General features: G+C 68.2%; 21 protein-coding genes, 1 pseudogene and 1 riboswitch. Of the genes and pseudogenes, 5 read left to right on the top strand and 17 right to left on the bottom strand.

What is annotated here, in order from left to right:
- Window positions 1–4 precede the first annotated feature (4 nt).
- Window positions 5–772, bottom strand: a complete 768-nt coding sequence (locus ACN5W5_RS09745; protein ID WP_370692111.1) for an ABC transporter permease — start codon at window positions 770–772, stop codon at window positions 5–7.
- Entirely contained in the window at window positions 769–1,737 is a 969-nt protein-coding gene (locus tag ACN5W5_RS09740) for an ABC transporter ATP-binding protein (RefSeq protein ID WP_420048344.1), read from the bottom strand. Before ACN5W5_RS09740 ends, ACN5W5_RS09745 begins: the two co-directional genes overlap by 4 nt.
- Window positions 1,738–2,092: 355 nt before the next feature.
- On the opposite strand from ACN5W5_RS09740, the gene ACN5W5_RS09735 reads away from it, so the two are divergent.
- From ACN5W5_RS09735 to ACN5W5_RS09720, 4 genes are all read left to right on the top strand, one after another.
- Window positions 2,093–3,169, top strand: a complete 1,077-nt coding sequence (locus ACN5W5_RS09735) for a hypothetical protein (protein ID WP_420048343.1) — start codon at window positions 2,093–2,095, stop codon at window positions 3,167–3,169.
- 73 nt (window positions 3,170–3,242) lie between these two features.
- Window positions 3,243–4,349: an ATP-binding protein gene (locus ACN5W5_RS09730; protein ID WP_420048342.1), complete on the top strand. Its 1,107-nt coding sequence runs from the start codon at window positions 3,243–3,245 to the stop codon at window positions 4,347–4,349.
- Window positions 4,346–4,984 carry a response regulator gene (locus tag ACN5W5_RS09725; RefSeq protein ID WP_177136305.1) on the top strand — a complete coding sequence of 213 codons (639 nt, stop codon included), beginning with the start codon at window positions 4,346–4,348 and terminating at the stop codon, window positions 4,982–4,984. Before ACN5W5_RS09730 ends, ACN5W5_RS09725 begins: the two co-directional genes overlap by 4 nt.
- 74 nt (window positions 4,985–5,058) lie before the next feature.
- Window positions 5,059–6,153: a PA0069 family radical SAM protein gene (locus ACN5W5_RS09720; protein ID WP_420048341.1), complete on the top strand. Its 1,095-nt coding sequence runs from the start codon at window positions 5,059–5,061 to the stop codon at window positions 6,151–6,153.
- A 116-nt stretch (window positions 6,154–6,269) separates the two neighbouring features.
- On the opposite strand, the gene ACN5W5_RS09715 is transcribed toward ACN5W5_RS09720, so the two are convergent.
- From ACN5W5_RS09715 to ACN5W5_RS09680, 8 genes and pseudogenes are all read right to left on the bottom strand, one after another.
- The gene (locus ACN5W5_RS09715; RefSeq protein WP_420048340.1) at window positions 6,270–6,812 is read right to left on the bottom strand and encodes a response regulator; all 543 of its coding nucleotides are present in this window, start codon (window positions 6,810–6,812) and stop codon (window positions 6,270–6,272) included.
- Window positions 6,813–6,833: 21 nt separating this feature from the next.
- A complete protein-coding gene (locus ACN5W5_RS09710) occupies window positions 6,834–7,697 on the bottom strand; it encodes an HDOD domain-containing protein (protein ID WP_420048339.1) in 864 nt (287 codons plus the stop codon).
- Window positions 7,694–8,566: a response regulator gene (locus tag ACN5W5_RS09705; RefSeq protein WP_420048338.1), complete on the bottom strand. Its 873-nt coding sequence runs from the start codon at window positions 8,564–8,566 to the stop codon at window positions 7,694–7,696. Before ACN5W5_RS09705 ends, ACN5W5_RS09710 begins: the two co-directional genes overlap by 4 nt.
- Window positions 8,550–10,706, bottom strand: a complete 2,157-nt coding sequence (locus ACN5W5_RS09700; protein WP_420048337.1) for a PAS domain S-box protein — start codon at window positions 10,704–10,706, stop codon at window positions 8,550–8,552. The genes ACN5W5_RS09705 and ACN5W5_RS09700 overlap by 17 nt, the downstream gene beginning before the upstream one ends.
- The gene (locus ACN5W5_RS09695) at window positions 10,706–12,091 is read right to left on the bottom strand and encodes an HD domain-containing phosphohydrolase (RefSeq protein ID WP_420048336.1); all 1,386 of its coding nucleotides are present in this window, start codon (window positions 12,089–12,091) and stop codon (window positions 10,706–10,708) included. Before ACN5W5_RS09695 ends, ACN5W5_RS09700 begins: the two co-directional genes overlap by 1 nt.
- A 96-nt stretch (window positions 12,092–12,187) precedes the next feature.
- Window positions 12,188–12,328 (bottom strand): oxidoreductase-like domain-containing protein, encoded by a 141-nt coding sequence (locus tag ACN5W5_RS09690; protein ID WP_420048733.1) that lies wholly within the window; start codon window positions 12,326–12,328, stop codon window positions 12,188–12,190.
- Window positions 12,329–12,439: 111 nt separating this feature from the next.
- Window positions 12,440–12,673, bottom strand: a pseudogene (locus ACN5W5_RS09685) (DUF1653 domain-containing protein); the annotation flags it as partial.
- Window positions 12,674–12,724: 51 nt separating this feature from the next.
- Window positions 12,725–13,354 carry a response regulator transcription factor gene (locus ACN5W5_RS09680; protein ID WP_420048335.1) on the bottom strand — a complete coding sequence of 210 codons (630 nt, stop codon included), beginning with the start codon at window positions 13,352–13,354 and terminating at the stop codon, window positions 12,725–12,727.
- A 32-nt stretch (window positions 13,355–13,386) separates the two neighbouring features.
- Here ACN5W5_RS09680 and ACN5W5_RS09675 point away from each other — a divergent pair, with 32 nt between their 5' ends.
- Window positions 13,387–13,554: a hypothetical protein gene (locus ACN5W5_RS09675; RefSeq protein ID WP_420048334.1), complete on the top strand. Its 168-nt coding sequence runs from the start codon at window positions 13,387–13,389 to the stop codon at window positions 13,552–13,554.
- 76 nt (window positions 13,555–13,630) lie between these two features.
- Here the strand turns inward: ACN5W5_RS09675 and ACN5W5_RS09670 are convergent, their stop codons facing one another.
- From ACN5W5_RS09670 to ACN5W5_RS09640, 7 genes are all read right to left on the bottom strand, one after another.
- Window positions 13,631–14,713, bottom strand: a complete 1,083-nt coding sequence (locus ACN5W5_RS09670) for a TRAP transporter substrate-binding protein (RefSeq protein WP_420048333.1) — start codon at window positions 14,711–14,713, stop codon at window positions 13,631–13,633.
- A gap of 113 nt (window positions 14,714–14,826) precedes the next feature.
- Entirely contained in the window at window positions 14,827–16,404 is a 1,578-nt protein-coding gene (thiD, locus tag ACN5W5_RS09665) for a bifunctional hydroxymethylpyrimidine kinase/phosphomethylpyrimidine kinase (RefSeq protein ID WP_420048332.1), read from the bottom strand.
- Between the two features lie 2 nt (window positions 16,405–16,406).
- Complete coding sequence (locus ACN5W5_RS09660; protein WP_420048331.1) at window positions 16,407–17,210, bottom strand: thiazole synthase; 804 nt, start codon at window positions 17,208–17,210, stop codon at window positions 16,407–16,409.
- Between the two features lie 4 nt (window positions 17,211–17,214).
- Complete coding sequence (gene thiS, locus ACN5W5_RS09655; protein ID WP_420048330.1) at window positions 17,215–17,442, bottom strand: sulfur carrier protein ThiS; 228 nt, start codon at window positions 17,440–17,442, stop codon at window positions 17,215–17,217.
- Window positions 17,435–18,550: an FAD-dependent oxidoreductase gene (locus tag ACN5W5_RS09650; protein ID WP_420048329.1), complete on the bottom strand. Its 1,116-nt coding sequence runs from the start codon at window positions 18,548–18,550 to the stop codon at window positions 17,435–17,437. Before ACN5W5_RS09650 ends, thiS begins: the two co-directional genes overlap by 8 nt.
- Window positions 18,551–18,553: 3 nt before the next feature.
- Window positions 18,554–20,464: a phosphomethylpyrimidine synthase ThiC gene (gene thiC / locus ACN5W5_RS09645; protein WP_420048328.1), complete on the bottom strand. Its 1,911-nt coding sequence runs from the start codon at window positions 20,462–20,464 to the stop codon at window positions 18,554–18,556.
- Window positions 20,465–20,583: 119 nt separating this feature from the next.
- Window positions 20,584–20,699, bottom strand: a riboswitch (TPP riboswitch).
- Between the two features lie 182 nt (window positions 20,700–20,881).
- Window positions 20,882–21,280 carry an FKBP-type peptidyl-prolyl cis-trans isomerase gene (locus tag ACN5W5_RS09640; protein WP_420048327.1) on the bottom strand — a complete coding sequence of 133 codons (399 nt, stop codon included), beginning with the start codon at window positions 21,278–21,280 and terminating at the stop codon, window positions 20,882–20,884.
- Window positions 21,281–21,408 lie beyond the last annotated feature (128 nt).

Genomic DNA, 21,408 nt, shown 5'->3' with positions numbered 1-21,408 from the left:
GCGCTCAGCGCCGGATGCGGTGCCCGGTCTTGAACACCCACCACACCACGGTCAGGCAGGCCAGCATGAAGGCCAGCGTCATGCCGGTGCTCACCGCGATGTGCACGTCGGCCGCGCCGTAGAAGGCCCAGCGCAGGCCGCTGATGAGGTAGACCACCGGGTTGAACAGCGACACGGTCTGCCACAGCGGCGGCAGCATGTTGATGCTGTAGAACGCGCCGCCCAGGAAGGTGAGCGGCGTGATGACGAGCAGCGGGATCACCTGCAGTTTCTGGAAGCTGTCGGCCCACAGGCCGATGATGAAACCGAACAGGCAGAAGGTGATGGCGGTGAGGATCAGAAAGCCCACCATCCACACCGGGTGCGCCACCTCGTAGGGCACGAACAGGCGCGCGGTCAGCAGGATCAGCAGGCCCAGCGTGAGGCTCTTGGTGGCCGCCGCGCCCACATACCCGAGCAGCACCTCGACCCAGTTCACCGGCGCGCTCAGCAGCTCATAGATGGTGCCGGACCACTTGGGCATGTAGATGCCGAAGGCGGCGTTGGAAATGCTCTCGCTCAGCAGCGAGAGCATGAGCAGGCCGGGGATGATGTAGGCGCCGTAGCTCACGCCGCCGATGTCCCCCATGCGCGAGCCGATGGCCGAGCCGAAGACGATGAAGTACAGCGAGGTGCTGAGCACCGGCGCGATGATGCTCTGCATCCAGGTGCGCAGGGCGCGGTTCATTTCGAACTGGTAGATGGCGCGCACGCCGTGCATGTTCAAGCTCATGCCGTCACCTCTTTGTTCTCGTGGACCAGGCTGACGAAGATGTCTTCGAGCGAGCTCTCGCTGGAGCGCAGGTCCTTGAAGTGGATGCCTTCGGTGCCCAGCGCGGCGAGCAACTCGGCGATGCCGGTGTCGTCTTTCTGGGCGTCGAAGCTGTAGGTGAGCGTGAGCCCGTCGGTCGACAGCGTGAGCGGCCACTGCGCCAGTGCGGCGGGCACGGTGGCCAGCGGCTGCTGCAGCGTGAGCGCGAGCTGCTTCTGGCCGAGCTGGCGCATGAGCGTGGCCTTTTCTTCCACCACGATGAGTTCGCCCTTGCGGATCACGCCGATGCGGTCGGCCATGTCTTCGGCTTCTTCGATGTAGTGCGTGGTGAGGATGATGGTGGTGCCCGCTTCACGCAGCTCGCGCACCAGGCGCCACATGTCGTGCCGCAGTTCCACGTCCACACCCGCGCTGGGCTCATCGAGAAACAAGATTTTGGGCTCGTGCGACAGCGCCTTGGCGATCAGCACGCGGCGCTTCATGCCGCCTGAGAGCGCGAGGATCTTGCTGTCTTTCTTGTCCCAGAGCGAGAGGTCTTTGAGGATCTTCTCGATGTAGGCGGGGTTGGGCGCCTTGCCGAACAGGCCGCGGCTGAAGCTCACGGTAGCCCACACGGTTTCGAAGGAATCGGTGTGCAGTTCCTGCGGCACCAGGCCGATGGCGGCGCGGGCGGCGCGGTAGTCGCGCACGGTGTCGTGCCCGTCGGCAGTGACCGTGCCTTCGCTGGCGTTGACCATGCCGCAGATGACGCTGATGAGCGTGGTCTTGCCGGCACCGTTGGGTCCGAGCAGGGCAAAGATTTCGCCGCGGCGGATGTCGAGGTTGACGTTTTTCAGCGCCTGAAAGCCGCCAGCGTAGGTCTTGCTGACGCCGCGAACGCTGACGATGGCGTCGGTGATGGCGACCGCGACAGGGGGTAGGGTCATGGTGTGCTGGCGGGGTAGGGGGTGGGCTGCCGCACGGGTCTGAGCCTCTGTGGGGTGGCGGCAGTTTTCTGGTAACCGCTCTTTATACCGGTACGGGAGCGGCCTTGCAGCGCCGGGGTTGAGCGTGCCCTCCCCGGAGCGGGCATTTTCCGTCCCCCGATAGGGCATCTTTCCCCGGCCCATAGGGAAGCCCTCGTATGGGAAAAAAGCGTGCTCTCTATAGATTCAAAGGCACCCCCCGGGGTCCTCTTTGAAGCCCTCCAAAGCAGGCACTCCGGAGCTCTTGCGATGGCCCGCCACGCCGTCTTGCGCGCGGCCCAGGCCCATCGCGACTTTCCTCTCCAGGAGTTCGCTCATGCTTCGACGCCAGTTTTTCGCGGGCTCTGCCGCGGCCATCGCCACCACCTTCACGGGATTCACCCTTCCCGCCCATGCGGCGCTGGCACCGCCGGTCATCAACGTGGTGGCCACCGTCAAGGCCTTGCGCATCCCGAGCGGTCCGTGGGCCGGTGGCTATGAAATCGCACCGGCCGGTCGGCTCAACTGGTATTTCACCAACCTGGGCCTGCTGCCGGTCGTGCAACTGTTGAATGCGGCCGACCGCGAGCTCTACATCCGTTCCTACCTCGACCTCTACCTCAAGACGGTGCGGGCCGACGGCACGATCGAGGATGTGGATTTCACCTCGGGCCTGAGCACGAGCGGCGCCTACGCCATGGTGCCCTCCGACTCGGACGATTCTTACGCCGCCACCCTGCTGACCCTCGCGGTGAAGTACCTGCGCGCCAGCAAGAACTGGATCTGGTGGGACGCGAACAAGGCGAAGCTGAAATTCATCGCCTACCGCAACCTGGCGGTGATGGTCAAACCCGACGGCTACACCAGCGTGTTCCAGGCGCCACGCAACCAGAGCAACAGCATTGGCTACCTCATGGACAACTGCGAGGTCTACCGGGGCCTGCGCGATTTTGCTGCGATGTTGCGCGAACGCGGTGAGCCGAGCGAAGCCACGTACTACGACTCGTTTGCCACCGGCATCACCAACGGCATTCTCCAGATCGGCTTTGACAACGCGCGCGGCGGCTTCGCGGTGGGCGACCACACCCCACTGGCCGAGACCAGCTTCTACCCCGGCACTACCTGCCAGGTGTTCCCGCAGGCCTTTGGCGTGAGCGAACTGGCGCCGTACTTCGACCGCGGTTACCAGTTCCTGGAGACCTACTCCCCCGGCTGGGCCGATGGGCGCTACGACCCGTACCCCTGGGCGGTGCTGGGCTTGGTCGCGGCCAAGCGCGGCAGCTTCGCGCAGGCGCGCACCCAGAAGACCCTGATCGAGCAGATGTTTGTCGACAACCGGGCGCTCGTCACCATCAACGAACTGGGTTTCTACCAGCGCACCAAGCGCTTGCTGGCCGGCCTGTCCGAGATTTGAACGGCTGCCCGTCGCCGTCTGTTGGCGCGCTGGCGCACAGACGGCGTCCGGCTCCGGTCCACACCATCGCCCGATGATCACGTCCCCGTTGCCTGCGCGAGCGCGCCATGCCCCGCCTCAAACGCTGTTCACCCAGGTGCTGGCCCACTTGCCGGAAGGCATCTGGGTCTGCGACGTGCAGAGCCACACCCTGCACCGCAACCCGGCGGCGATCGCCATCTGGGACGGTGTGCGCGACGCCGACGTGAGCCGCTTTCCCGGCTGCCTGGGCTGGTGGGCCGACACCGGCCGCCCGATCGGCGACGACGAATGGGGCACCACGAGGGCCCTGAAGGCGGGCGAAGCGGTGCTGGACGAGCGGGTGGAGATCGAGACCACGGAGGGTGTGCGCAAGGTGCTGCTGACCTCCTACATCCCCTTGAAGGGCGGTGGCGGCGCGCGCCCGGGTTGCCTGGTGCTCATCAAGGACATCACCGCGTTGCACCGCACCGAGCACCGGCTCCACGGTGCCGAGATGTCCCTGCGCGCGCTGTCGCAGCGGCTGCTGCAGGTGCAGGAAGCCGAACGCCAGCGCATCGCGCAGGAGCTGCACGACGACATTGGCCAGGTGGTTGCGGCGATGCGGCTGCACCTGGCGCACATGGCCGAGATGGCCGGCGACGGACCGATGGCCGGGATCGCCACCAATGTGCTGCAGATGTCGGACCAGCTCGGCTCGCGCGTGCGTCAGATCGGCCTGGGCCTGCGCCCGCTGGAACTGGACGACTTCGGCGTCATGGCCGCGCTGCGCAGCCTGGTGGCTTCGCTGGGCCGGCTGCCGGCGCTGGTGGTGCGGCTGCAGGCCGAGGGCGCGGAGTTGCGCTACCCGCCCGCGGTGGAGACGGCGGCCTTCCGCATCGCCCAGGAAGCGCTGAGCAACGCGATGCAGCACAGCGCCTGCTCGGCCGTGCACATCCGGGTGACCATGGCGCCCGGGCTGCTGCAACTCACCGTGACCGACGATGGCGTCGGCTTCGAACCCGGACAGGCACGGATGGCCGCCTTGCGCGACGGGCACATCGGCCTGGCCGGCATGCAGGAGCGCGCACGCCTGGCGGACGGGACCTGCGAGCTGCGCTCCGAAGCCGGGCAGGGCACCACGGTGCACGCGGTGTTCCACACCGACGGGGTGGCGCCGTGAGGGTGCTGCTGGCCGACGATCACACCCTGTTTCGCGCCGGGCTGACGGCGCTGCTGGGCGATCTGCCCGGCATGGACATCGTGGGCGAAGCGGGCGACGGCGCGGCGGCCGTGGCGCTGGCGATCGAGACCCGGCCCGACCTGGTGTTCCTCGACATCGCCATGCCGGTGATGAACGGCATCGTGGCCACCGCCCAGATCAAGGCGGCCCTGCCCGACACCCGCGTGATCGTGTTGTCCATGCACCTGAACGAGGACCACATCCGCGGTGCGCTCAGCGCGGGCGCCGACGGCTACATGGTGAAGGACGCGGCGCCGGCCGAGCTGAAGCTCGCGGTGCAGGCCATGCGGGTGGGGCAGAGCTACCTGAGCCCGGCGGCCGCCTCGCTGCTGATCCAGCAGGTGCTGCCCGCGCTCCGGCTGGCCGACCCGCTGCACGCCCTCACCGCGCGGCAATCCGACGTGCTGCGCCTGATCGCCGAAGGCATGACCTCCAAGGGCATCGCCCGACAGCTGAAGGTATCGCCCAAGACCATCGACATCCACCGCACCCAGCTGATGCAGCGCCTGGACATCCACGACATCGCCGGGCTCACGCGGTTTGCGGTGCGCGTGGGCCTGGTGGGCTCGGGCTAAGACCTCTTCTGACCAGCGGCCTTGTGCCCGGCGGGGGCGTGAATCTATACTGGTATTTTGTACAGTATTGAAGCATGACCACCGTCCACATTCCCGTGCAGGCCATCAAAGGCCGTGGTGTGGCCCACCGCCAGCCGCACCGCTTCGAGCGCGACCAGCGCGCCGCGTTCGACGACGGCTGGGGCACGCTGGCCGAAGCCACGGCCGCGGGCGAAGAAGCCGCCGCGCCGGCCACGCAGGTCACGTTCGAAGACGCGCGCAGCGCCATCACCCACAACGACTCACCCGACATCGGCTTCACCCTCGGGCTCAACCCGTACCGCGGCTGCGAACACGGCTGCATCTACTGCTACGCCCGGCCCACGCACAGCTACCTCAACCTCTCGCCTGGGCTGGATTTTGAAACGAAGATCATCGCCAAGCGCAACATCGCCGCCGTGTTGCGCAGCGAGCTGCTGCGCCCGGCCTACGCGCCCGACCTGTTGGCCATCGGTACCGTGACCGATGCCTACCAGCCGGTGGAGCGTGAACTGCGGCTGACGCGCGCCGTGCTGGAGCTGCTGCACACCGCGCACCACCCGCTGGCGATGGTGACCAAGGGCAGCGGCGTGGAGCGCGACATCGACCTGCTCGCGCCCATGGGCACGCAGCGCCTGGCCGCGGTGTACGTGACCATCACCACGCTGGATGCGCAGCTCGCGCGCATCCTGGAGCCGCGCGCCGCTGCGCCGCACCGGCGGCTGCGCACCATCCGCACGCTGGCCGAGGCGGGTGTGCCCACGGGCGTGAGCGTGTCGCCGCAGATTCCGTTCATCAACGACGACATGGAGCGGGTGCTGGAAGCGGCTTATGAGGCCGGTGCGCGGCGCGCGTTCTACCAGGTGCTGCGCCTGCCCTGGGAACTCAGCGACATGTTTCGCCTGTGGCTGGAGCAGCACTACCCGGACCGCGCCGCGCGCGTGATGGCGCGCATCCAGGACATGCGCGGCGGCAAGGACTACGACGCCGATTTCGCCACCCGCATGAAGGGCCAGGGCATCTGGGCCGACCTGCTGCGCCAGCGCTTCGTGAAAACGTGTGACCGGCTCGGCTTCAACCGCGATCGCGAGCCGCTGGACGCCACGCAGTTCCGGCCCGCAGCGCTGCGCGGGCAGGGCGATCTGTTCTGAACCGTTTTCCGCGCGGTCGGGGGGTGCCACCCAGGGCACCGCCGGGCCGGCTTTGCCGGACGGCCAGTGCCGCCCCCCCTTGAGGGGGCCGCGCGCGGCGCGGCAGGGGGGCTTCGCTATCTCAGGATCACGCAGCCCTCGGCATCCCACTCCACCTGGGTGATGCCGGGCTCCATGGCTTCGAGCCTGCGCCGTTCCCGCTCTTCGGGGCTGGCCTGGCCCTGGCTGGCGACCCACTGTGTGGCATGGTCCTGGCGGGCGCGCTGCTCGACACCGAAGGCGATGGCCGATGTGATGTGGCGCACCAGTTCATCGGTCTCCCAGGGTTTGGTGAGGTAGCGGTACAGGCCGAACTGGTTCACGGCTGCCTGCGCCGTCGTGAAATCGGCCGTCCCGGTCAGGATCATGCGCACGCACCCGGGCTGGATGTCCGCCGCCAGGGCCAGGAGCTCCATGCCGCCCATGTCGGGCATGCGCAGATCGCTGACGATGACGTCAAATCGTTGCGCCATCAGTTCCGCGAGCGCCTCCGAAGCGCTGTTGCAGGTCACGATCTTCACCCGGTTGCCCAGCGGAGTGCGCAGTGTGCGAAACAAGGCGCGGACGATGGCGGCCTCGTCGTCGACGAGAAGGATGCTGCCTTGAAGTTCTTGGCTCATGGGAGGCTCCGGTCGGGTGTTTCAGGCGCAGGACATGATGTCCAGCTCGCCACTGACGCGTTCCGTCAGATCGCGCAGGTGTTGCTCGCCGATGCCCAGGTCGGACCACAGCGGCTCGGTCCAGAAGGGCTCGCTGGCGCCGGAAGATGCCGCCAGGCCATGCGCCATGTGGTTGGCCAGTCGCACCAGATGGCAGGCGGTCAGGCGTTCCAGCGGCTGAACGACCAGGGGGCGGTGGTGACCGGCAATCGCGTCCGGGATGCTGGGCGGGAAGTTCCATTGCCTGACCACCGCCGCACCGACCTCGGCGTGGGACACGCCAAACACCCGCCATTCCGCTTCGTGCATGGGCAGCGCTTCCGAGTGGCAGAGTTGCAGCGCCTGCGCTTCCTGCGACGGACTGGTCATGGCCAGAATCAGTTTGCCCACGTCGTGCAGCAAACCCAGCAGAAAGGCTTCGCCGGTGTCCAGCGCAGCGAGCCTGGCCAGTTCTCGCGCTGAAAGGGCGGCGCACAGGCTGTGGCGCCAGTAGCTGTCAAAGCAGAAGCCCTCACAGTGCAACGATCCCAGCGTGGCCCGCAGGGAAATGGCCGCCAGCGTGCTCGCGACGGTGCGCAGTCCCAGCATCTGGACGGCGTCGCCGATGCGCGAGACCTGGCCCGGCGCCCCGTAGAACGCGGAGTTGGCCAGGCGCAGCACCCGAACGGTCAGGGCCTGGTCGCGCTCGATCGCCTCGATGCAGGTCGATGCGGACGCCTGGTCCTGGCTCAGCACCTCGACCGCCGCGATGAAGGCGCTCGGCAACGAGGGCAGTTCCCGGATGCACCGTGCCCATTCGGCGGGGTTCAGGGGCTCGCCAGCCGCCGCGGTTTCAAGCACGTTCACGCCGGGCTTTCCGGGTCGGCTGCCGCGGCATCCTGCAACAGCTGTACCAGCATCAGGCAACCCAGGGGTTGCTGTTGCCCGGTCAGCTGGCGGAGCCAGACCCGGGCATTTCGACCTTCGATGGCCGTGCGCAGCCCTTCCGCCTCGGCGCGCAGCGATGGCAGCTCCAGTGCCGCCAGCGTCTGCTGCATGGCCGGCGCGGGATCGCTGCCCAGGGCCGATGACCACTGGGGCCACTGCCGCACCGCCAGGCGATTGACATACGCCAGCATGCCGTCGTCGCCGATGCCGAAAACCGCGATCGGCAAGCCATCGAGGGCATCCCGGGAGGCGCCGGCCGCGTTCTGCATGGCCCGGCTGCGTTCGCTCTCGTGGCGCACCAGGCTTTCGAGCCGCTGGTTGGTCATGGCCAGCTCGCGGTTGGCCTGGCGCACCGCCTCACCCAGGCGGCGGTTCTCCGCCGCCAGTTCGCTCTGTTCAAAGGCCTGCGCCACGTGGCTCCGCAGGAGATTGTCGTCCCAGGGCTTGGTGAGGAACTTGTACACGGCGCCCTCGTTGACCGCCTCGATGATCGACTCCAGGTCGGTGTAGCCGGACAAGGTCATGCGCACCGTGTGGGGATGGAGGCGACGGGCTTCGCGCATGAAGTCGATGCCCGTCATGCCGGGCATGCGCTGGTCCGAGAGGATCACGTCCACCGGTTGCTGGGCCAGCAGCGCCAGCCCCTGGGCGCCGCTGGTGGCCGTGAGCAGGTGGTAACCATCGCGGCGGAACAGGCGCCTGAGCGACGAGAGGATCGACTCCTCGTCGTCCACCAGCAGCAGCGTGCGCGGATGGGGGCGTGTGGTGAGCTCAGGCGGTGTGTTCATGCTCGTGCTCCCACACCGGTGGCTTGGCGTCTTTGGCCAGGGCCTGTGGCCCGGCCACCGGCAGCCAGATTCGGATGGCCGTGCCCTGCCCGACGCTGGAGCGCACCTGGATGGCACCGCCGTGTTTCTGGATGATGGAAAACGACAGCGACATGCCCAGGCCCGTGCCCTTGCCCACGTCCTTGGTGGTGAAGAAGGGTTCGAAGATCCGCCGCTGGACTTCGGCGCTCATGCCGGAGCCGGTGTCTTCGACCTGCACCCAGACCCAGTCCTGCTCGACACCCGACAACAGGGTGATCGTTCCCTTGTCGACGATGGCGTGTGCGGCGTTGACGATCAGGTTCATGAACACCTGGTTGAGCTGTGCCGCCAGGCACATGACCGGTGGGAGCGGCGCGAGGTGTTTGATCACCTCGGCCTTGTATTTCACCTCGTGCCGGACCACGTTGAGGGTGGACTCCAGGCCCACGTTCAGATCGGCCTCCTGCCAGTCGGAATGGTCCACGCGCGAGAAATCCTTGAGGTCCTGGACGATCTTCTTGACGCGCCCGAGGCCGTCCGCGCATTCGTCCAGCAGCTGGGGAAGGTCCTCGCGCAGGAAATCGATCTCGACCTCTTCGCGCTTCTGTGCCAGTGCGCTGGCCAGGGTGGCGTCGGCTGGCGCCGCCAGTGCCGCGTCGCAGGCTTCGCCCAGGCTGAAGAGGCTGTTCACGTACTGGCGCAGGGTGTTGAGGTTGGAACTCACGAAGCCGATCGGGTTGTTGATCTCGTGGGCCACACCGGCGGCCAGTTGCCCGATCGAGGCCATCTTGTCCTGCTGCAGCAGCTGGTTCTGTGCTTCTTCGAGCTGGTGGTTCATGGCATCGAGTTCGGTGATCCGCGCTTGCAGCTGCAGCTGGGCATCCCGGATGTCGGAGCGGTCCTGCATCATCCACCAGGTGCCGCGGGCGGTGTCCTTCGTGTCCGCCACGTGGGCGTCGATCTGCACCCAGATCGGGTGGCCATCGGCGTGGCGCATCCACATCTCGCTGTGGATCGGCTCGCCTTGTGACAGCAGGGGGCCGGCGTAGCGGCCGAAGCTCGCGTAGTCGCCGTCCGACAGGTAGAGCTTGCGCGCGGGCATGCCGATCATGTCGGGCCCGGCGTAGCCGAACATCTCGGCCATCGCGGGATTGATCCGCTTGATGATGCCCCCCGAGGAATACGCCACCCCGATGGGCGAACTGGCGACGAACCATTTCAGCTCGCGCGCCGTGTCCGCCAGCTCGGCCGAGCGTTGCCGGACGATTTCTTCCAGCTCGTTGCGGTGCCGCAGCACCTCTTCTTCCGAGGTCCGGCGGGCGGTGACGTCCTGCAGGGTTTCGATGGCACCGATCACCTGGCCATCGGCGTCGTACAGGGGCGCCGCGGTGAAGAACAGCCATTTGCCAGAGGCCCCGAAGCCCGGGAAAAAGGCCTCGACCTCGACACCCCCGGCGATGGTGGCTGAGCGGTTCATGGCCACGCCGTAGAACGACTGCATGGTCGCCTCGTCGACCCCGTCGACGATCATGTCCGCAAGCAGGGGGCGCTGCTCCCGGTAGAACGCTTTCCAGCCGTCCCGGGTCCCGAGCACCTCGTTGCGCTTGATGCCCGTCATGCGTTCGCAGGCCGTGTTCCAGTGGGTCACCCGATGGTGCCGGTCGATCACCATCGAGGGTACCGGGGCACCGTCGATGATCTGCGACAGCATCTTGGTCATGCCCAGCAGGCTGCCCTGGACGTGCATCACGTCGCTGAGGTCGACGCAGGTCACGACCACCTTGGTCAGGTCACCGAGACAGATCCTTCGGGCATGGATCTCCACCGGACGCTGTCCGCCGTCGGGGGTGGTGATGGAGCCCGACACCACGGGCGGTGCGCCGCCGTGCTCCGTGCAGGCCAGCACCGCCGCCTGCAGGTGGGGGCGCGTGGTCGCGTCCACCAGGTCCAGCAGCGACAGGCCCTGAAGTGCAGAAGCACTGCGCGAGCTCAGCCGGCAGAAAGCGTCGTTGGCCGTCAGGATCAGCCCCTTGCCCAGCAAGGCCGCGGGCATGGCCACGGCCTGGACGACCTCCCTGGCCACGATGGCGTTCGATTTTTTCTTGTCAGGGCACGACATCAGGCATGCACCTTCGGCGGTGCCATGAGCTGGGTTCCCTCGGGGATGGAGTCGCGTTGCACCCACAGCGTGAGGTGCACGCCTTCCTTGGTCGAAAAATTCGTCACCTGCCTGACCACGCGTTCGTCAAAGACGTAGCCAGCTGCCAGCAGGATGGCGCCTTTGGCCGACAGCACGGCCCGCGCCAGCACCATGCCGGGGCGCAGGTCGCGCACGTCGATCTGCACGTCGTCCTTGGCGGCAGCGGCCATGTCGACCACGACCTGGAGCAGGGTCTCGACCACCGCCGGGTCGTAGCGCGTGTCCATGCCGCCACGGAGCATGCTGTGCGCCCGCTCCGCCGAGTGGTTGATCTCACCCATGTGGCCATGGGCCAGCTCGTCCAGGTCGCTCGCCGCGGCCACAATGCGCGCGCCCAGCACGATCTCGGCGCCCGCCAGGCCATCGGGAAAGCCATTCCCGTCCACCCGCTCGTGATGCTGTCGCACGATCCTGGCCACGCCTTGCAGCTGCGACAGGGCCATCAGGGCGGTTTCGCCGTCGATGGTGTGGCGCCGGTAGCGCTGGTGTTCTTCCGCGGTGTAGGTGGACACCGGCTTGCCCAGCATGGTGTCGGGAAACCCGATGGTGCCGACGTCGTGCACCAGCGCGGCCAGGTACACGTCGCGCACATCGCGGTCCGGTAAACCCAGGCGCTTGGCGGTTTCGCGTGCGAGATCGGCCACCCGGCGTGAGTGTCCGGGGTGGCCGCCCCGCATCTCCATCAGGCTGGAGAACACATTCACCGCGAGCACGAAGGTGTTGTCCAGGTCCGCGTAGGCCGCGTCGAGCATGCCGTTGATCTGCTCGAGTTCGGATGTTCGCGCGGCCACCCGGGTTTCCAGGGTCTGGTTGATGTCCCGCAGCTGCTCGTTCTGCCGCTTGGTCAACTCGGTCAACTCGGCGTTCTTCTTTTCCAGGTCGCGCCGGCTCAGGGCCTCGCGCACCACCAGCACCAGGTCCTGATCGTCCCAGGGCTTGGCGATGTACCGGTGAATGGCGCCCCGGTTGATGGCGGCGATCGTGGAGGACATGTCGGCATAGCCCGTCAGCAGCACGCGCACGATGCTTTCATCGTGGATCTTCACCCGTTCCAGAAAGCGCGCGCCATCCATTTCGGGCATGCGCATGTCCGAGATCACCAGGTCCACCCGATGGGTTTTCAGCAGGGACAGCCCCTCGGCGGCGCTGGTCGCCTGCAGCGTGGCGATGCCTTGCGACCGGAAGACGCGACGCAGGGCGTTGAGAACGGAGGGTTCGTCATCGACGGTCAGTACCGTCGGAACCCCGGATGGACCTTCGACCGCCTCGGCGGGCGGCGGCTCCAGAAGCGCAGTGGGGGTCATGGTGTCTCGAATCCTGGTGTGTCCAGGTTGTTTCGACACCCCCGCAGCACACTTGAGCATGCCCTTGCCCGGCGTGCGGGCATTGGCACGCCCCGATCAGCCCGCTGGCGGCAGCGATCCGAGCAACGCCAGCGCGTCCACCCGCCAGTGGTGCAGTGCTTCGTAGAACCCCTCCCACACGCAGCCGTTGCAGCCGCGGCCGCAGCAGGCCGTGGGCTCGGGCGGTGGCGGGCGCAGGGCGGTGTCCAGATCGGTGTGTTTTTCGCGCAGCGCGCGGCCGCGCAGGTGGGCGATGAGCGCGTGCGCGGTGGGCAGGTCGCCGAGCGGGATGCGCGCCGGGTCTTGCGGGGCGAAACGGGGCTGTGGCTTGCCTTCGAAGGTGCCTTGCTCGTTGAACATCGCGGCCGGCCGCACCCAGAGACCCAAATCGCCATACAGCGCGCGGTACAGCGTCATGCCTTGCAGTGTCTCGCTGCAGCGCGCCGTCTCGATGACCTCGTACCAGCCGCCCTTGTAGTGGCGGTACAGGCCGGGCGGCGTGGCGTTCAGCGGGGGCAGGTCGTGGTCGGTGGGGGCGGTCATGGGCGCGGGGAAACGGGGCTGGGCCCCGAGTGTGCCAAACCCGGGCGGGACTCAGCCGCCGCTGCCGCTGCCGCCCAGCCGGCCCAAGCGGTGGGCCAGCTCCACGGCCGACTGCACCTTGAGCTTCTCGAAGATGTTGGCGCGGTGGAATTCCACCGTGCGCTGGGTGATGCCCAGGTGGTCGGCGATGTTCTTGTTGTAGTGGCCTTGCAGCAGCTCGGTCAGCACCTCACGCTCGCGCGCGCTCAGCGCGGCCAGCGCCTGCTGGAGCTGCAACCGGTCCTGCGATTCGGTGTGCAGCGTCACGGCGGCCTGGCGCGCGGCCTCCACCTTGTCCGCCAGCAGGTTGTTCTGGAATGGTTTTTCCAGGAAGTCCCAGGCGCCGTTCTTCACCGCCGCCACCGCCATGCTGACGTCACCGTGACCGGTGAGGAAGAGCACCGGCCAGGGCCAGGCCAGGGCCTTGAGCTGTTCGAAGGTGGCCAGGCCCGAGAGCGGCTCCATGCGGATGTCGAGCAGCAGCACGCAGCAGGCGTTGGGCACTTCACCGCTGCGCAGGGCCTGCAGGAAGGCGTCGCCCCCGGCCCAGTTGCGCGTGGGCAGGCCGCGCGAATCGAGCAGCCAGGCCAGGCCTTCGCGGAAGTCCGTGTCGTCGTCGATCAGGTGGACGGTGGGGTTCATGTCGTGGGCAGCCAGCGCGTGAATTGTGCGCCGTGCAGCGTGTCGCTGCGCTCCACTTGGTGGCGAAATGGACCGGTGACCTCGACATGCAGCGACTGCAGCAGGGCCTGGACCACCCGACCGCACAGGAGGCACAGGAACCGGAAGCAATCCTGGACCTGCAGGTGACCCACATGGCCTTGGGCGAAGCGCGCAGCTGATCGCTCTGCGGGCTTCCGGAAACCAGAAAGGCGCCCCGCGGGGCGCCTTTCTGTTTGGGAACGCGGTGCCGGCCGGTCAGATCTTGGCCGCGCCGATGTAGTCGTCGAAGCGCCATTCGGAGAACTTGCTCCACAACACCTGGTCGCGCTGGAAAGCGCGCATGTCGCGGTGGATCTTCTTGAACTCGGGCGACTTGGCCTCATGCTCGGCGAACACTTCCATGGCGGCCTTGAAGCCGGCGTCCATCACCGCTTTGCTGAAGGGCTTGAGCTTGGTGCCGCTGGCCACGAGGCGACGCAGCGCCATCGGGTTCTGCGTGTCGTACTTGGCCGTCATGTCGCGCGCGGCCACGGCACCGGCGGCGCGCACGATGGCCTTGTTCTCGGCCGACAGCGCGTCGAAGGCTTTCTTGTTGATGAAGAACTCCAGCTCCGCGCCGCCTTCCCACCAGCCGGGGTAGTAGTAGAACGGCGCCACCTTGTGGAAGCCCAGGCGCTCGTCGTCGAACGGGCCGACGAATTCGGTGGCGTCCAGCGTGCCTTTTTCCAGCGCCTGGTAGACCTCGCCGGCCGGCATGTTCTGCGCCACCACACCCAGCTTGTTCATGGTCTCGCCGAACAGACCGCCACCCATGCGCATCTTCAGGCCCTTGAGGTCGGCCACGGTCTTGATCTCCTTGCGGTACCAGCCGCCCATCTGGGTGCCGGTGTTGCCCGCGCTCATGGAGGTGATGTTGTACTTCGCGTAGAACTCGTCCATGTACTTGCGGCCGTTGCCGTGTTCCATCCAGGCATCCATGTGGCGCGCGGTCAGGCCGAAGGGCACGGCGCAGCCGAAGGCGAAGGTGGCGTCCTTGCCGGTGAAGTAGTAGGAGGCGGTCTGCGCCATTTCCACGGTGCTGTTCTGCAGCGCGTCCACCACGCCGAAGGGGGGCACCAGGTCGCCGGCGGCGTGCACCGACACCTCGAACCTGCCACCGGACAGGGCCTTGACGGTCTCTGAAAACTTCTCGGCCGAACCAAAGATGGTGGGCAGCGACTTGGGGAAGCTCGACGCCATGCGCCAGCGCACCGCGGCCTGGGCATGCACGGCGGGCGCGATGCCAGTGGTCAACACGCCAGCGATGCCAGCGTTCTTGATGAGGGAACGACGATCCACGAAAGTACTCCTGAGGAAGAAAAATGCCGGTGCCCCGTGGCGGCAGGCGCCCCGATCGCCCGGCGGTGACGAACCCCTCAACGATACCCCAGCTTCGGGTTAACCCTTGGGTGTTACCGGGGGGTGCCGTTCGCTGGCAGCGAGGGGTGGGGCAGGGCCGGCACCGCCGTCCGGTCTTGCCGGGCCAGGCCCGCTTGCCAGGCGCTGAGCCAGGCCGGGAGGGTTTGCGCGGGCTCGTCGCCCAGCCCCCGCACCACGCAGCCCCCGGCCGCACCGGCCGCGGCCACGGCCTGCAGCTGCGCGGGTTCGAGGATGCCGCCGATGCCCACCACCGGCGCGGGCGCCATGTGGGCCCACCAGGCCAGGTTGTCCAGACCTTGTGGCCACCAGGGCATGTCCTTGGTGGTGGTGGGCCACACCGGGCCGCAGGCGATGTAGTCGGGCAACAGCGCGGCGGCGCGGCAGAGTTCCCACAGGCTGTGTGAGCTCAGGCCGAGCTGCACGCCGCCGTCGCGAGCGGTCTGCAGCTGCGCACGTTCGCCGGGCGTGAGCGCCAGCAGGTCTTCCTGCCCCAGGTGCAGGGCCTGCGCGCCGGCCCGCAGCGCGAGTTGCCAGTGGTCGTTGACCACCAGCGTGGCGCCGGCCGCGTCGGCGGCGCGCAGGCTGCGCTCGGTTTCGCGGTGCAGCCGTTCGGACCAGGTCGCGTTGTCGAGACCGGGCGGGCGCTTCGTGCGCAGCTGGATCGTAGGCACCGTGGGCTGCGCGCGCAGCACAGCTTCCACCCGCTCGGCGCTGTCGACGATGGCGTACACGCCCGGTGTGCGGGCCGGCTCGCGCACTGGCCAGCCCGTGGGCGGTTGTTCGTCCAGCGACAGGCGGGGTAGCAGGGTCGGATCGCCGCCGAACCCGGGCCGCGCCACCACCGGCCCGGCCCCCTGGCCCACGGCGCGCGCATGGCGCAGCGCGTGCGTGGTGGCCATCTTGGCGAGCACGGTGGCGTCGGACGCGACGAAGCCCAGCGCCAGCGCGGCGGCCAGCGCCGTTGCGAAGGTGCAGCCGGTGCCGTGGTTGTTGCAGGTGTCCACGCGCGGCAGGCTGAGCCAGCCTCGGGCGTGGGGCGTGTGCAGCCAGTCGAGCGAGAGGCCTGGCGTGCCGGCGTCACCGCCCGTCACCACCACCGCCTGCGTGCCCAGCCGCTGCAGGGTCCTCGCGAGACCGGGCACGTTGTTCGCCGTGTCGGCTCCGAGCAGGATGGCGGCTTCGCGCTGGTTGGGTGTGACCACGCTGGCGCGCGGCAACAGCTCTTCGCGGTAGACCTTCAGCAGCTCATCGCTGGCGAACGCCGCGCCGGTGCTGGCCCGCAGCACCGGGTCGATCACCAGTTGCACCGGCCCGCGCTCGCGCAGGCGGTCCACCCAGCGGGCGACCACGCGCGCGTTGGCCGCGCTGCCGAGCAAGCCGGTCTTGATCACGCGTGGCGGCAAGTCGGCGGCCAGGGCTTCGAGCTGCGCATCCAGCAGTTCGGGCGCCACGGCCTGGACCTGCGTCACGGCCACGGTGCTCTGCGCGGTGACGGCTGCCACCACCGGGCACAGGTGCACGCCAAACGCATCGGCCGCGCGCTGGTCGGCCGCGAGGCCCGCGCCGCCACCGCTGTCGGTGCCGGCGATGCTCCAGATCACAGGGGTCATGGTCAGTTGATCAAGAAAGGATGTCCGCTCACCGGTGTGCTCGCCACCGCCATGTCCTGCGGTGCCATCACACCCGCCTCGTAAGCCGCACGACCGGCTTCGATGGCCAGGCCGAAGCCGCGCGCCATGCGCACCGGGTCCACGGCCTGGGCCACGGCCGAGTTCAGCAGCACGGCGTCAAAGCCCAGTTCCATCGCGGCGGCGGCGTGTGAAGGCGCGCCGATGCCGGCGTCCACGATCAGCGGCACGCCGGGCAGCCGCGCGCGCAGGGTGCGCAGCGCAAACGGGTTGATGAGGCCCTGGCCCGAGCCGATGGGCGCGCCCCAGGGCATCAGCACTTCGCAGCCCGCGTCCAGCAGGCGCTGGCAGGTGACGAGGTCGTCGGTGCAGTAAGGGAACACGGCGAAGCCGTCGCGCGTGAGCTGTGCCGCGGCTTCCACCGTGCCCCAGGGGTCGGGCTGCAGGGTGTGTTCGTCGCCCACCACCTCGAGCTTGATCCAGCGCGTGCCGTAGAGCTCGCGCGCCATGTGCGCCAGCGTGATCGCCTCGCGTGCGGTGCGGCAGCCGGCGGTGTTGGGCAGCAGGTGGGCGCGGTGTTCCTGCATGGCCGTGCGGATGATCTCCACGAAGCCGTTGTCGCCACCCGCGGCCAGTGTGCGCTTGAGGCCCACGGTGACGATCTGCGTGCCGCTGGCGGCGATGCTGTGGGCCAGCACCTGTGGCGAGGGGTAGCCGGCTGTGCCGAGCAGGAAGCGGCTCGTGAGTTCGACGCCGTAGGGCGCCCAGGTCGGCGTTGGATGGCCCATCTGATCAGCCTCCGACGATGGCTTGAAAGGTCAGGACCGTGTCACCGCCCTGAAGTGCCGTGGAAGCACGCATGGGGGCGGGCACGAATTCACCGTTCACCGCTGTGGCGACCTGGTTGCTGGCCACGCCTTGCGCGTCCAGCAGGGCCGCCAGCGTCAGGTCTCTGGGGCAGGGCAGGGTGAGTTCGTTGAAGCGCAACCGGGCTTCGGCAGGCGAAAGGGTTTCAGGCATGGACGGTCTCCTTTTCGTGTTCAACCAGACCGGCCAGCACAAGCGCGTCCTGCGCCAGCGCCGGCGCCAGCAGCCAGCCGTGGCGGAACAGGCCGTTGATGCGCAGCAGGCCGGGCTCGGCGTGGGTATGGGGCTCGTTGTCGGGCAGGGCGGGACGCAGGTTGGCCTCCATGTGCACGATGCGCGCCTCGGCCAGTTCGGGCAGCACGCTCTGCGCCGCGGCCATCAGCTCCACGGCGCTGCGCAGGCTCACCGGCGAGCGGTCCTCGCTCTCCACCTCGCTCGCGCCGACCACGAACAGGTCGCCCGGGCGCGGCACGATGTAGACCCGGTGGCGCGGGTGCAGCAGGCGCACCGGGCGCTGCAGCTGTACGCCGGGGGCGTGCAGCCAGATGACTTCACCGCGCACGCCCCGCAATGCCTGGTCGGGCCTCGCGCCCACACCGCGCACATCAATGGCCAGATCGAAGTGCACCGGCCCCTCGCCCGCCACATGCAGGACGCCGGGCGCCACCCGTTCCACGCGCTCGCCCCAGCACCAGTGCACGTTCGGCGCCTGCACGGCCAGCGCGTGGAGCATGTCGCGCGACATCACCTGCGCCTCGCCGGGCAGCAGCCAGGCGTGCAGGCCCGGTGCCAGCGCGGGCTCCAGCGCGGCCAGCGCCGCACGGTCCAGCGGCTGCGGCGCGGGCAGCTCGGCCGCCAGCGATGGAGCGGTGTCCAGCCGGGCCAGCACACGTCGCGCCGCGCCCAGGTCGGCGCCGTGCGCGAGCATCAGGCTGCCGTGTTGTTCGAACAGCGGCGCGCTGCAGCCCTCTGCGCGCAGCGTGGCCGCCACCGCGCGCCAGAGGGCCAGCGAGCGCCAGCCCAGGCGCGCGATGTCGGGGCCGGCGTTGTCCAGTTCGGCGATGGGGCTGAGCATGCCGGCGGCCGTGAAGCCGGCTGCGCAGGCCGCGTGTTCCGACAAGGAGCCCGTGGCCGGTGCTTCCGGACCCGCCGCCGGATCGAACACCGTGACAGTGTGCCCGGCCCGGGACAGTTGCCATGCGAGCAGCCGGCCAAGCACGCCCGCGCCGGCGATGCCGATGCGTGAACGATGGGCATGCATGGCTCAGCCCTTCTTGCCGATGGCGTCCACCGGCACGTAGAACTCGCCGCCCACGGCCTTGAATTCCGCGCTCTTCTGCGCCATGCCTTCGTTCAGGGCCTGCTCTTCGCTCACGCCCCTGGCGGCGGCGTAGTCGCGCACGTCCTGCGTGATCTTCATGGAGCAGAACTTCGGCCCGCACATCGAGCAGAAGTGCGCCTCTTTCGACGAGTCCTTGGGCAGGGTTTCGTCGTGGTAGTCCTCGGCGGTCTGCGGGTCCAGGCCGAGCGCGAACTGGTCGCGCCAGCGGAACTCGAAACGCGCCTTGCTCATCGCGTCGTCGCGCGCCCGGGCGCCCGGGTGGCCTTTGGCGATGTCGGCCGCGTGCGCCGCGATCTTGTAGGCAATGATCCCTTGCTTCACGTCGTCGCGGTCGGGCAGGCCCAGGTGTTCCTTGGGCGTCACGTAGCACAGCATGGAGGTGCCCATCCAGCCGATCATGGCCGCGCCCACGGCGGAGGCGATGTGGTCGTAGCCGGGTGCGATGTCGATGGTCAGCGGGCCCAGCGTGTAGAAGGGGGCCTCGTGGCAGTGCTTGAGTTGCTCGTCCATGTTGGCCTGGATCAGGTGCATGGGCACGTGGCCGGGGCCTTCGATCATGGTCTGCACGTCGTGCTTCCACGCCACCTGCGTCAGCTCGCCCAGTGTCTTGAGTTCGGCGAACTGCGCTTCGTCGTTGGCGTCCGAGGCGCTGCCGGGGCGCAGGCCGTCGCCGAGCGAGAAGCTCACGTCGTAGGCCTTCATGATCTCGCAGATCTCGTCGAAGTGCGTGTAGAGGAAGTTTTCCTTGTGGTGGGTGATGCACCACTTGGCGAGGATCGAGCCGCCGCGCGAGACGATGCCGGTGCGGCGCTGCGCCGTGAGGTGGATGTAGGCCAGCCGCACGCCGGCGTGGATGGTGAAGTAGTCCACGCCCTGTTCGGCCTGCTCGATCAGCGTGTCGCGGTAGATCGCCCAGGTGAGGTCCTCGGCCACGCCGCCCACCTTCTCCAGCGCCTGGTAGATCGGCACCGTGCCGATGGGCACCGGGCTGTTGCGCACGATCCAGTCGCGCGTGGTGTGGATGTTGCGGCCGGTGGAGAGGTCCATCACGTTGTCGGCGCCCCAGCGCGTGGCCCATACCATCTTGTCCACTTCTTCCTCGATGCTGGAGGTGACGGCCGAGTTGCCGATGTTGGCGTTGATCTTGACGCCGAAGTTGCGCCCGATGGCCATGGGCTCGACCTCGGGGTGGTTGATGTTGGCCGGAATGATGGCACGGCCGCGCGCCACCTCGTCGCGCACGAACTCGGGTGTGAACACCTCGGGAATGCGCGCGCCCATGGGGTTGCCGCGCAGGCGCGCTTCACGCGCCGGATCGCCGAGGTACTCGCGCATCCACTCGCGCTTGCCGTTTTCGCGCAGCGCCACGTATTCCATCTCGGGCGTGACGATGCCCTTGCGCGCGTAGTGCATCTGCGTCACGTTGGCGCCGCTCTTCGCGCGGCGCGGCGTGCGCTGCAGGCCGGCCGCTTCGGCGCGCAGGGCCTCGATGCGTTCGATGGTGGTGCCGTTGTTCTGCGCCTCGTTCTTCACGCCGTCGTCCAGCGCGGCGCGCTGGCGCCCGTCATAACGCTCGGTGTCGCCGCGCGCGTCGATCCAGGGGCCGCGCACGTCGGCCAGGCCGGTGCGCACATCGATGGTGGCGGTCGGGTCGCTGTAGGGGCCGGAGGTGTCGTACACCGTGACGCGCTCGCCGTTGCTCAGCGCGATCTCGCGCATGGGCACGCGGATGCTGTCCTGCGAGCCGGGCACGTAGATCTTGCGCGAAGCGGGGAAGGGCTCGCGGCTGAGGGCGAACTGGTCTGCGAAGGGAATCTTGTCGGGGGCGTTCATGGCGGCGGTCTCCTGTGTGGGGCTGTGGATGCTCCGGAGACCGCCCGTCAAAACATGCACCCGGGTCCACGGGTGGCGTGGACGGACCCGTCGCGCGAGGGACGGGTCGGGGATGCAGGCCCTGGGGGCTGCGCTCTTCTTTCGCTGGTACTAGCCAGATCAAGTTCACGGGTTCGGTGTTTCACACCATCTCAGCGCCGGACTTTTTCAAGTCCGTGCACCCCGGAGCAGTGCGCAGTATAGCGGGAGTGCCGCGACCATGTTCTTTGCCAACGTCGCCCCACACGCCTCTGGTGCAAGGAGTCAACAAGCCGCTCAGAGAACGCCAACCAGGGCGCCCGGCGGGGACGCGGGCAAGCGGGGCATGAAGAAGCCGGATCAGACCTCCTGGGGGCCGCAGCCCGCCCGGAACGGGTGCTAGCGTTCGATGCCGAGCAACTCCACTTCGAAGGTCAGCGTGGCGTTCGGGGGAACCACACCGCCCGCGCCTTGCTGGCCATAGGCGCTGGCCGGCGGGCAGGTCAGGGTGGCCTTTGCACCCACCGGGATGTGCTGAAAGCCTTCGGTCCAACAGGGGACCACGCGGTTCAGGGTGAAACTGGCGGGTGTTCCGCGCTTGTAGGAGCTGTCAAATTCCTTGCCGTCGGCCAGCGTGCCACGGTAGTGCACTTTCACGGTGTCCGTGGCTTTGGGGGTGGCGCCCGTGCCTGGCGCGGTCAACAACACCTTCACGCCGGAGGGCAAGGTTTTCGCCTCCAGGGCCAGTGCAGAACCGCAGACCAGGGCCACCGCGCCCAAAACAAATAAAGATCTCAAGGGAGTGCTCCGGGGTTGAACAGCGTCCGAGTGTAAGGCGGCGGTCCCCTCTGTTCGCGTGTCGCCGTGATGCCCTGGCGTGCGCCGTGTCGGTCGGTACTGGCTGCTGCCCGAAGGCCGCAAGTCCT

This window comes from Hydrogenophaga sp. ZJX-1 (assembly GCF_048590325.1).
GTDB lineage: Bacteria > Pseudomonadota > Gammaproteobacteria > Burkholderiales > Burkholderiaceae_C > Hydrogenophaga.
This window is presented reverse-complemented; position numbering and strand designations above follow the sequence as displayed.

What these genes read in the sequence shown, in the direction of transcription:
- ACN5W5_RS09745 (WP_370692111.1), bottom strand. Translation starts at nt 772, where the DNA reads ATGAGCTTGAACATGCACGGCGTGCGCGCCATCTACCAGTTCGAAATG.
- ACN5W5_RS09740 (WP_420048344.1), bottom strand. Translation starts at nt 1,737, where the DNA reads ATGACCCTACCCCCTGTCGCGGTCGCCATCACCGACGCCATCGTCAGC.
- ACN5W5_RS09735 (WP_420048343.1), top strand. Translation starts at nt 2,093, where the DNA reads ATGCTTCGACGCCAGTTTTTCGCGGGCTCTGCCGCGGCCATCGCCACC.
- ACN5W5_RS09730 (WP_420048342.1), top strand. Translation starts at nt 3,243, where the DNA reads ATGATCACGTCCCCGTTGCCTGCGCGAGCGCGCCATGCCCCGCCTCAA.
- ACN5W5_RS09720 (WP_420048341.1), top strand. Translation starts at nt 5,059, where the DNA reads ATGACCACCGTCCACATTCCCGTGCAGGCCATCAAAGGCCGTGGTGTG.
- ACN5W5_RS09715 (WP_420048340.1), bottom strand. Translation starts at nt 6,812, where the DNA reads ATGAGCCAAGAACTTCAAGGCAGCATCCTTCTCGTCGACGACGAGGCC.
- ACN5W5_RS09705 (WP_420048338.1), bottom strand. Translation starts at nt 8,566, where the DNA reads ATGAACACACCGCCTGAGCTCACCACACGCCCCCATCCGCGCACGCTG.
- ACN5W5_RS09700 (WP_420048337.1), bottom strand. Translation starts at nt 10,706, where the DNA reads ATGTCGTGCCCTGACAAGAAAAAATCGAACGCCATCGTGGCCAGGGAG.
- ACN5W5_RS09695 (WP_420048336.1), bottom strand. Translation starts at nt 12,091, where the DNA reads ATGACCCCCACTGCGCTTCTGGAGCCGCCGCCCGCCGAGGCGGTCGAA.
- ACN5W5_RS09680 (WP_420048335.1), bottom strand. Translation starts at nt 13,354, where the DNA reads ATGAACCCCACCGTCCACCTGATCGACGACGACACGGACTTCCGCGAA.
- thiD (WP_420048332.1), bottom strand. Translation starts at nt 16,404, where the DNA reads ATGACCCCTGTGATCTGGAGCATCGCCGGCACCGACAGCGGTGGCGGC.
- ACN5W5_RS09660 (WP_420048331.1), bottom strand. Translation starts at nt 17,210, where the DNA reads ATGGGCCATCCAACGCCGACCTGGGCGCCCTACGGCGTCGAACTCACG.
- thiS (WP_420048330.1), bottom strand. Translation starts at nt 17,442, where the DNA reads ATGCCTGAAACCCTTTCGCCTGCCGAAGCCCGGTTGCGCTTCAACGAA.
- ACN5W5_RS09650 (WP_420048329.1), bottom strand. Translation starts at nt 18,550, where the DNA reads ATGCATGCCCATCGTTCACGCATCGGCATCGCCGGCGCGGGCGTGCTT.
- thiC (WP_420048328.1), bottom strand. Translation starts at nt 20,464, where the DNA reads ATGAACGCCCCCGACAAGATTCCCTTCGCAGACCAGTTCGCCCTCAGC.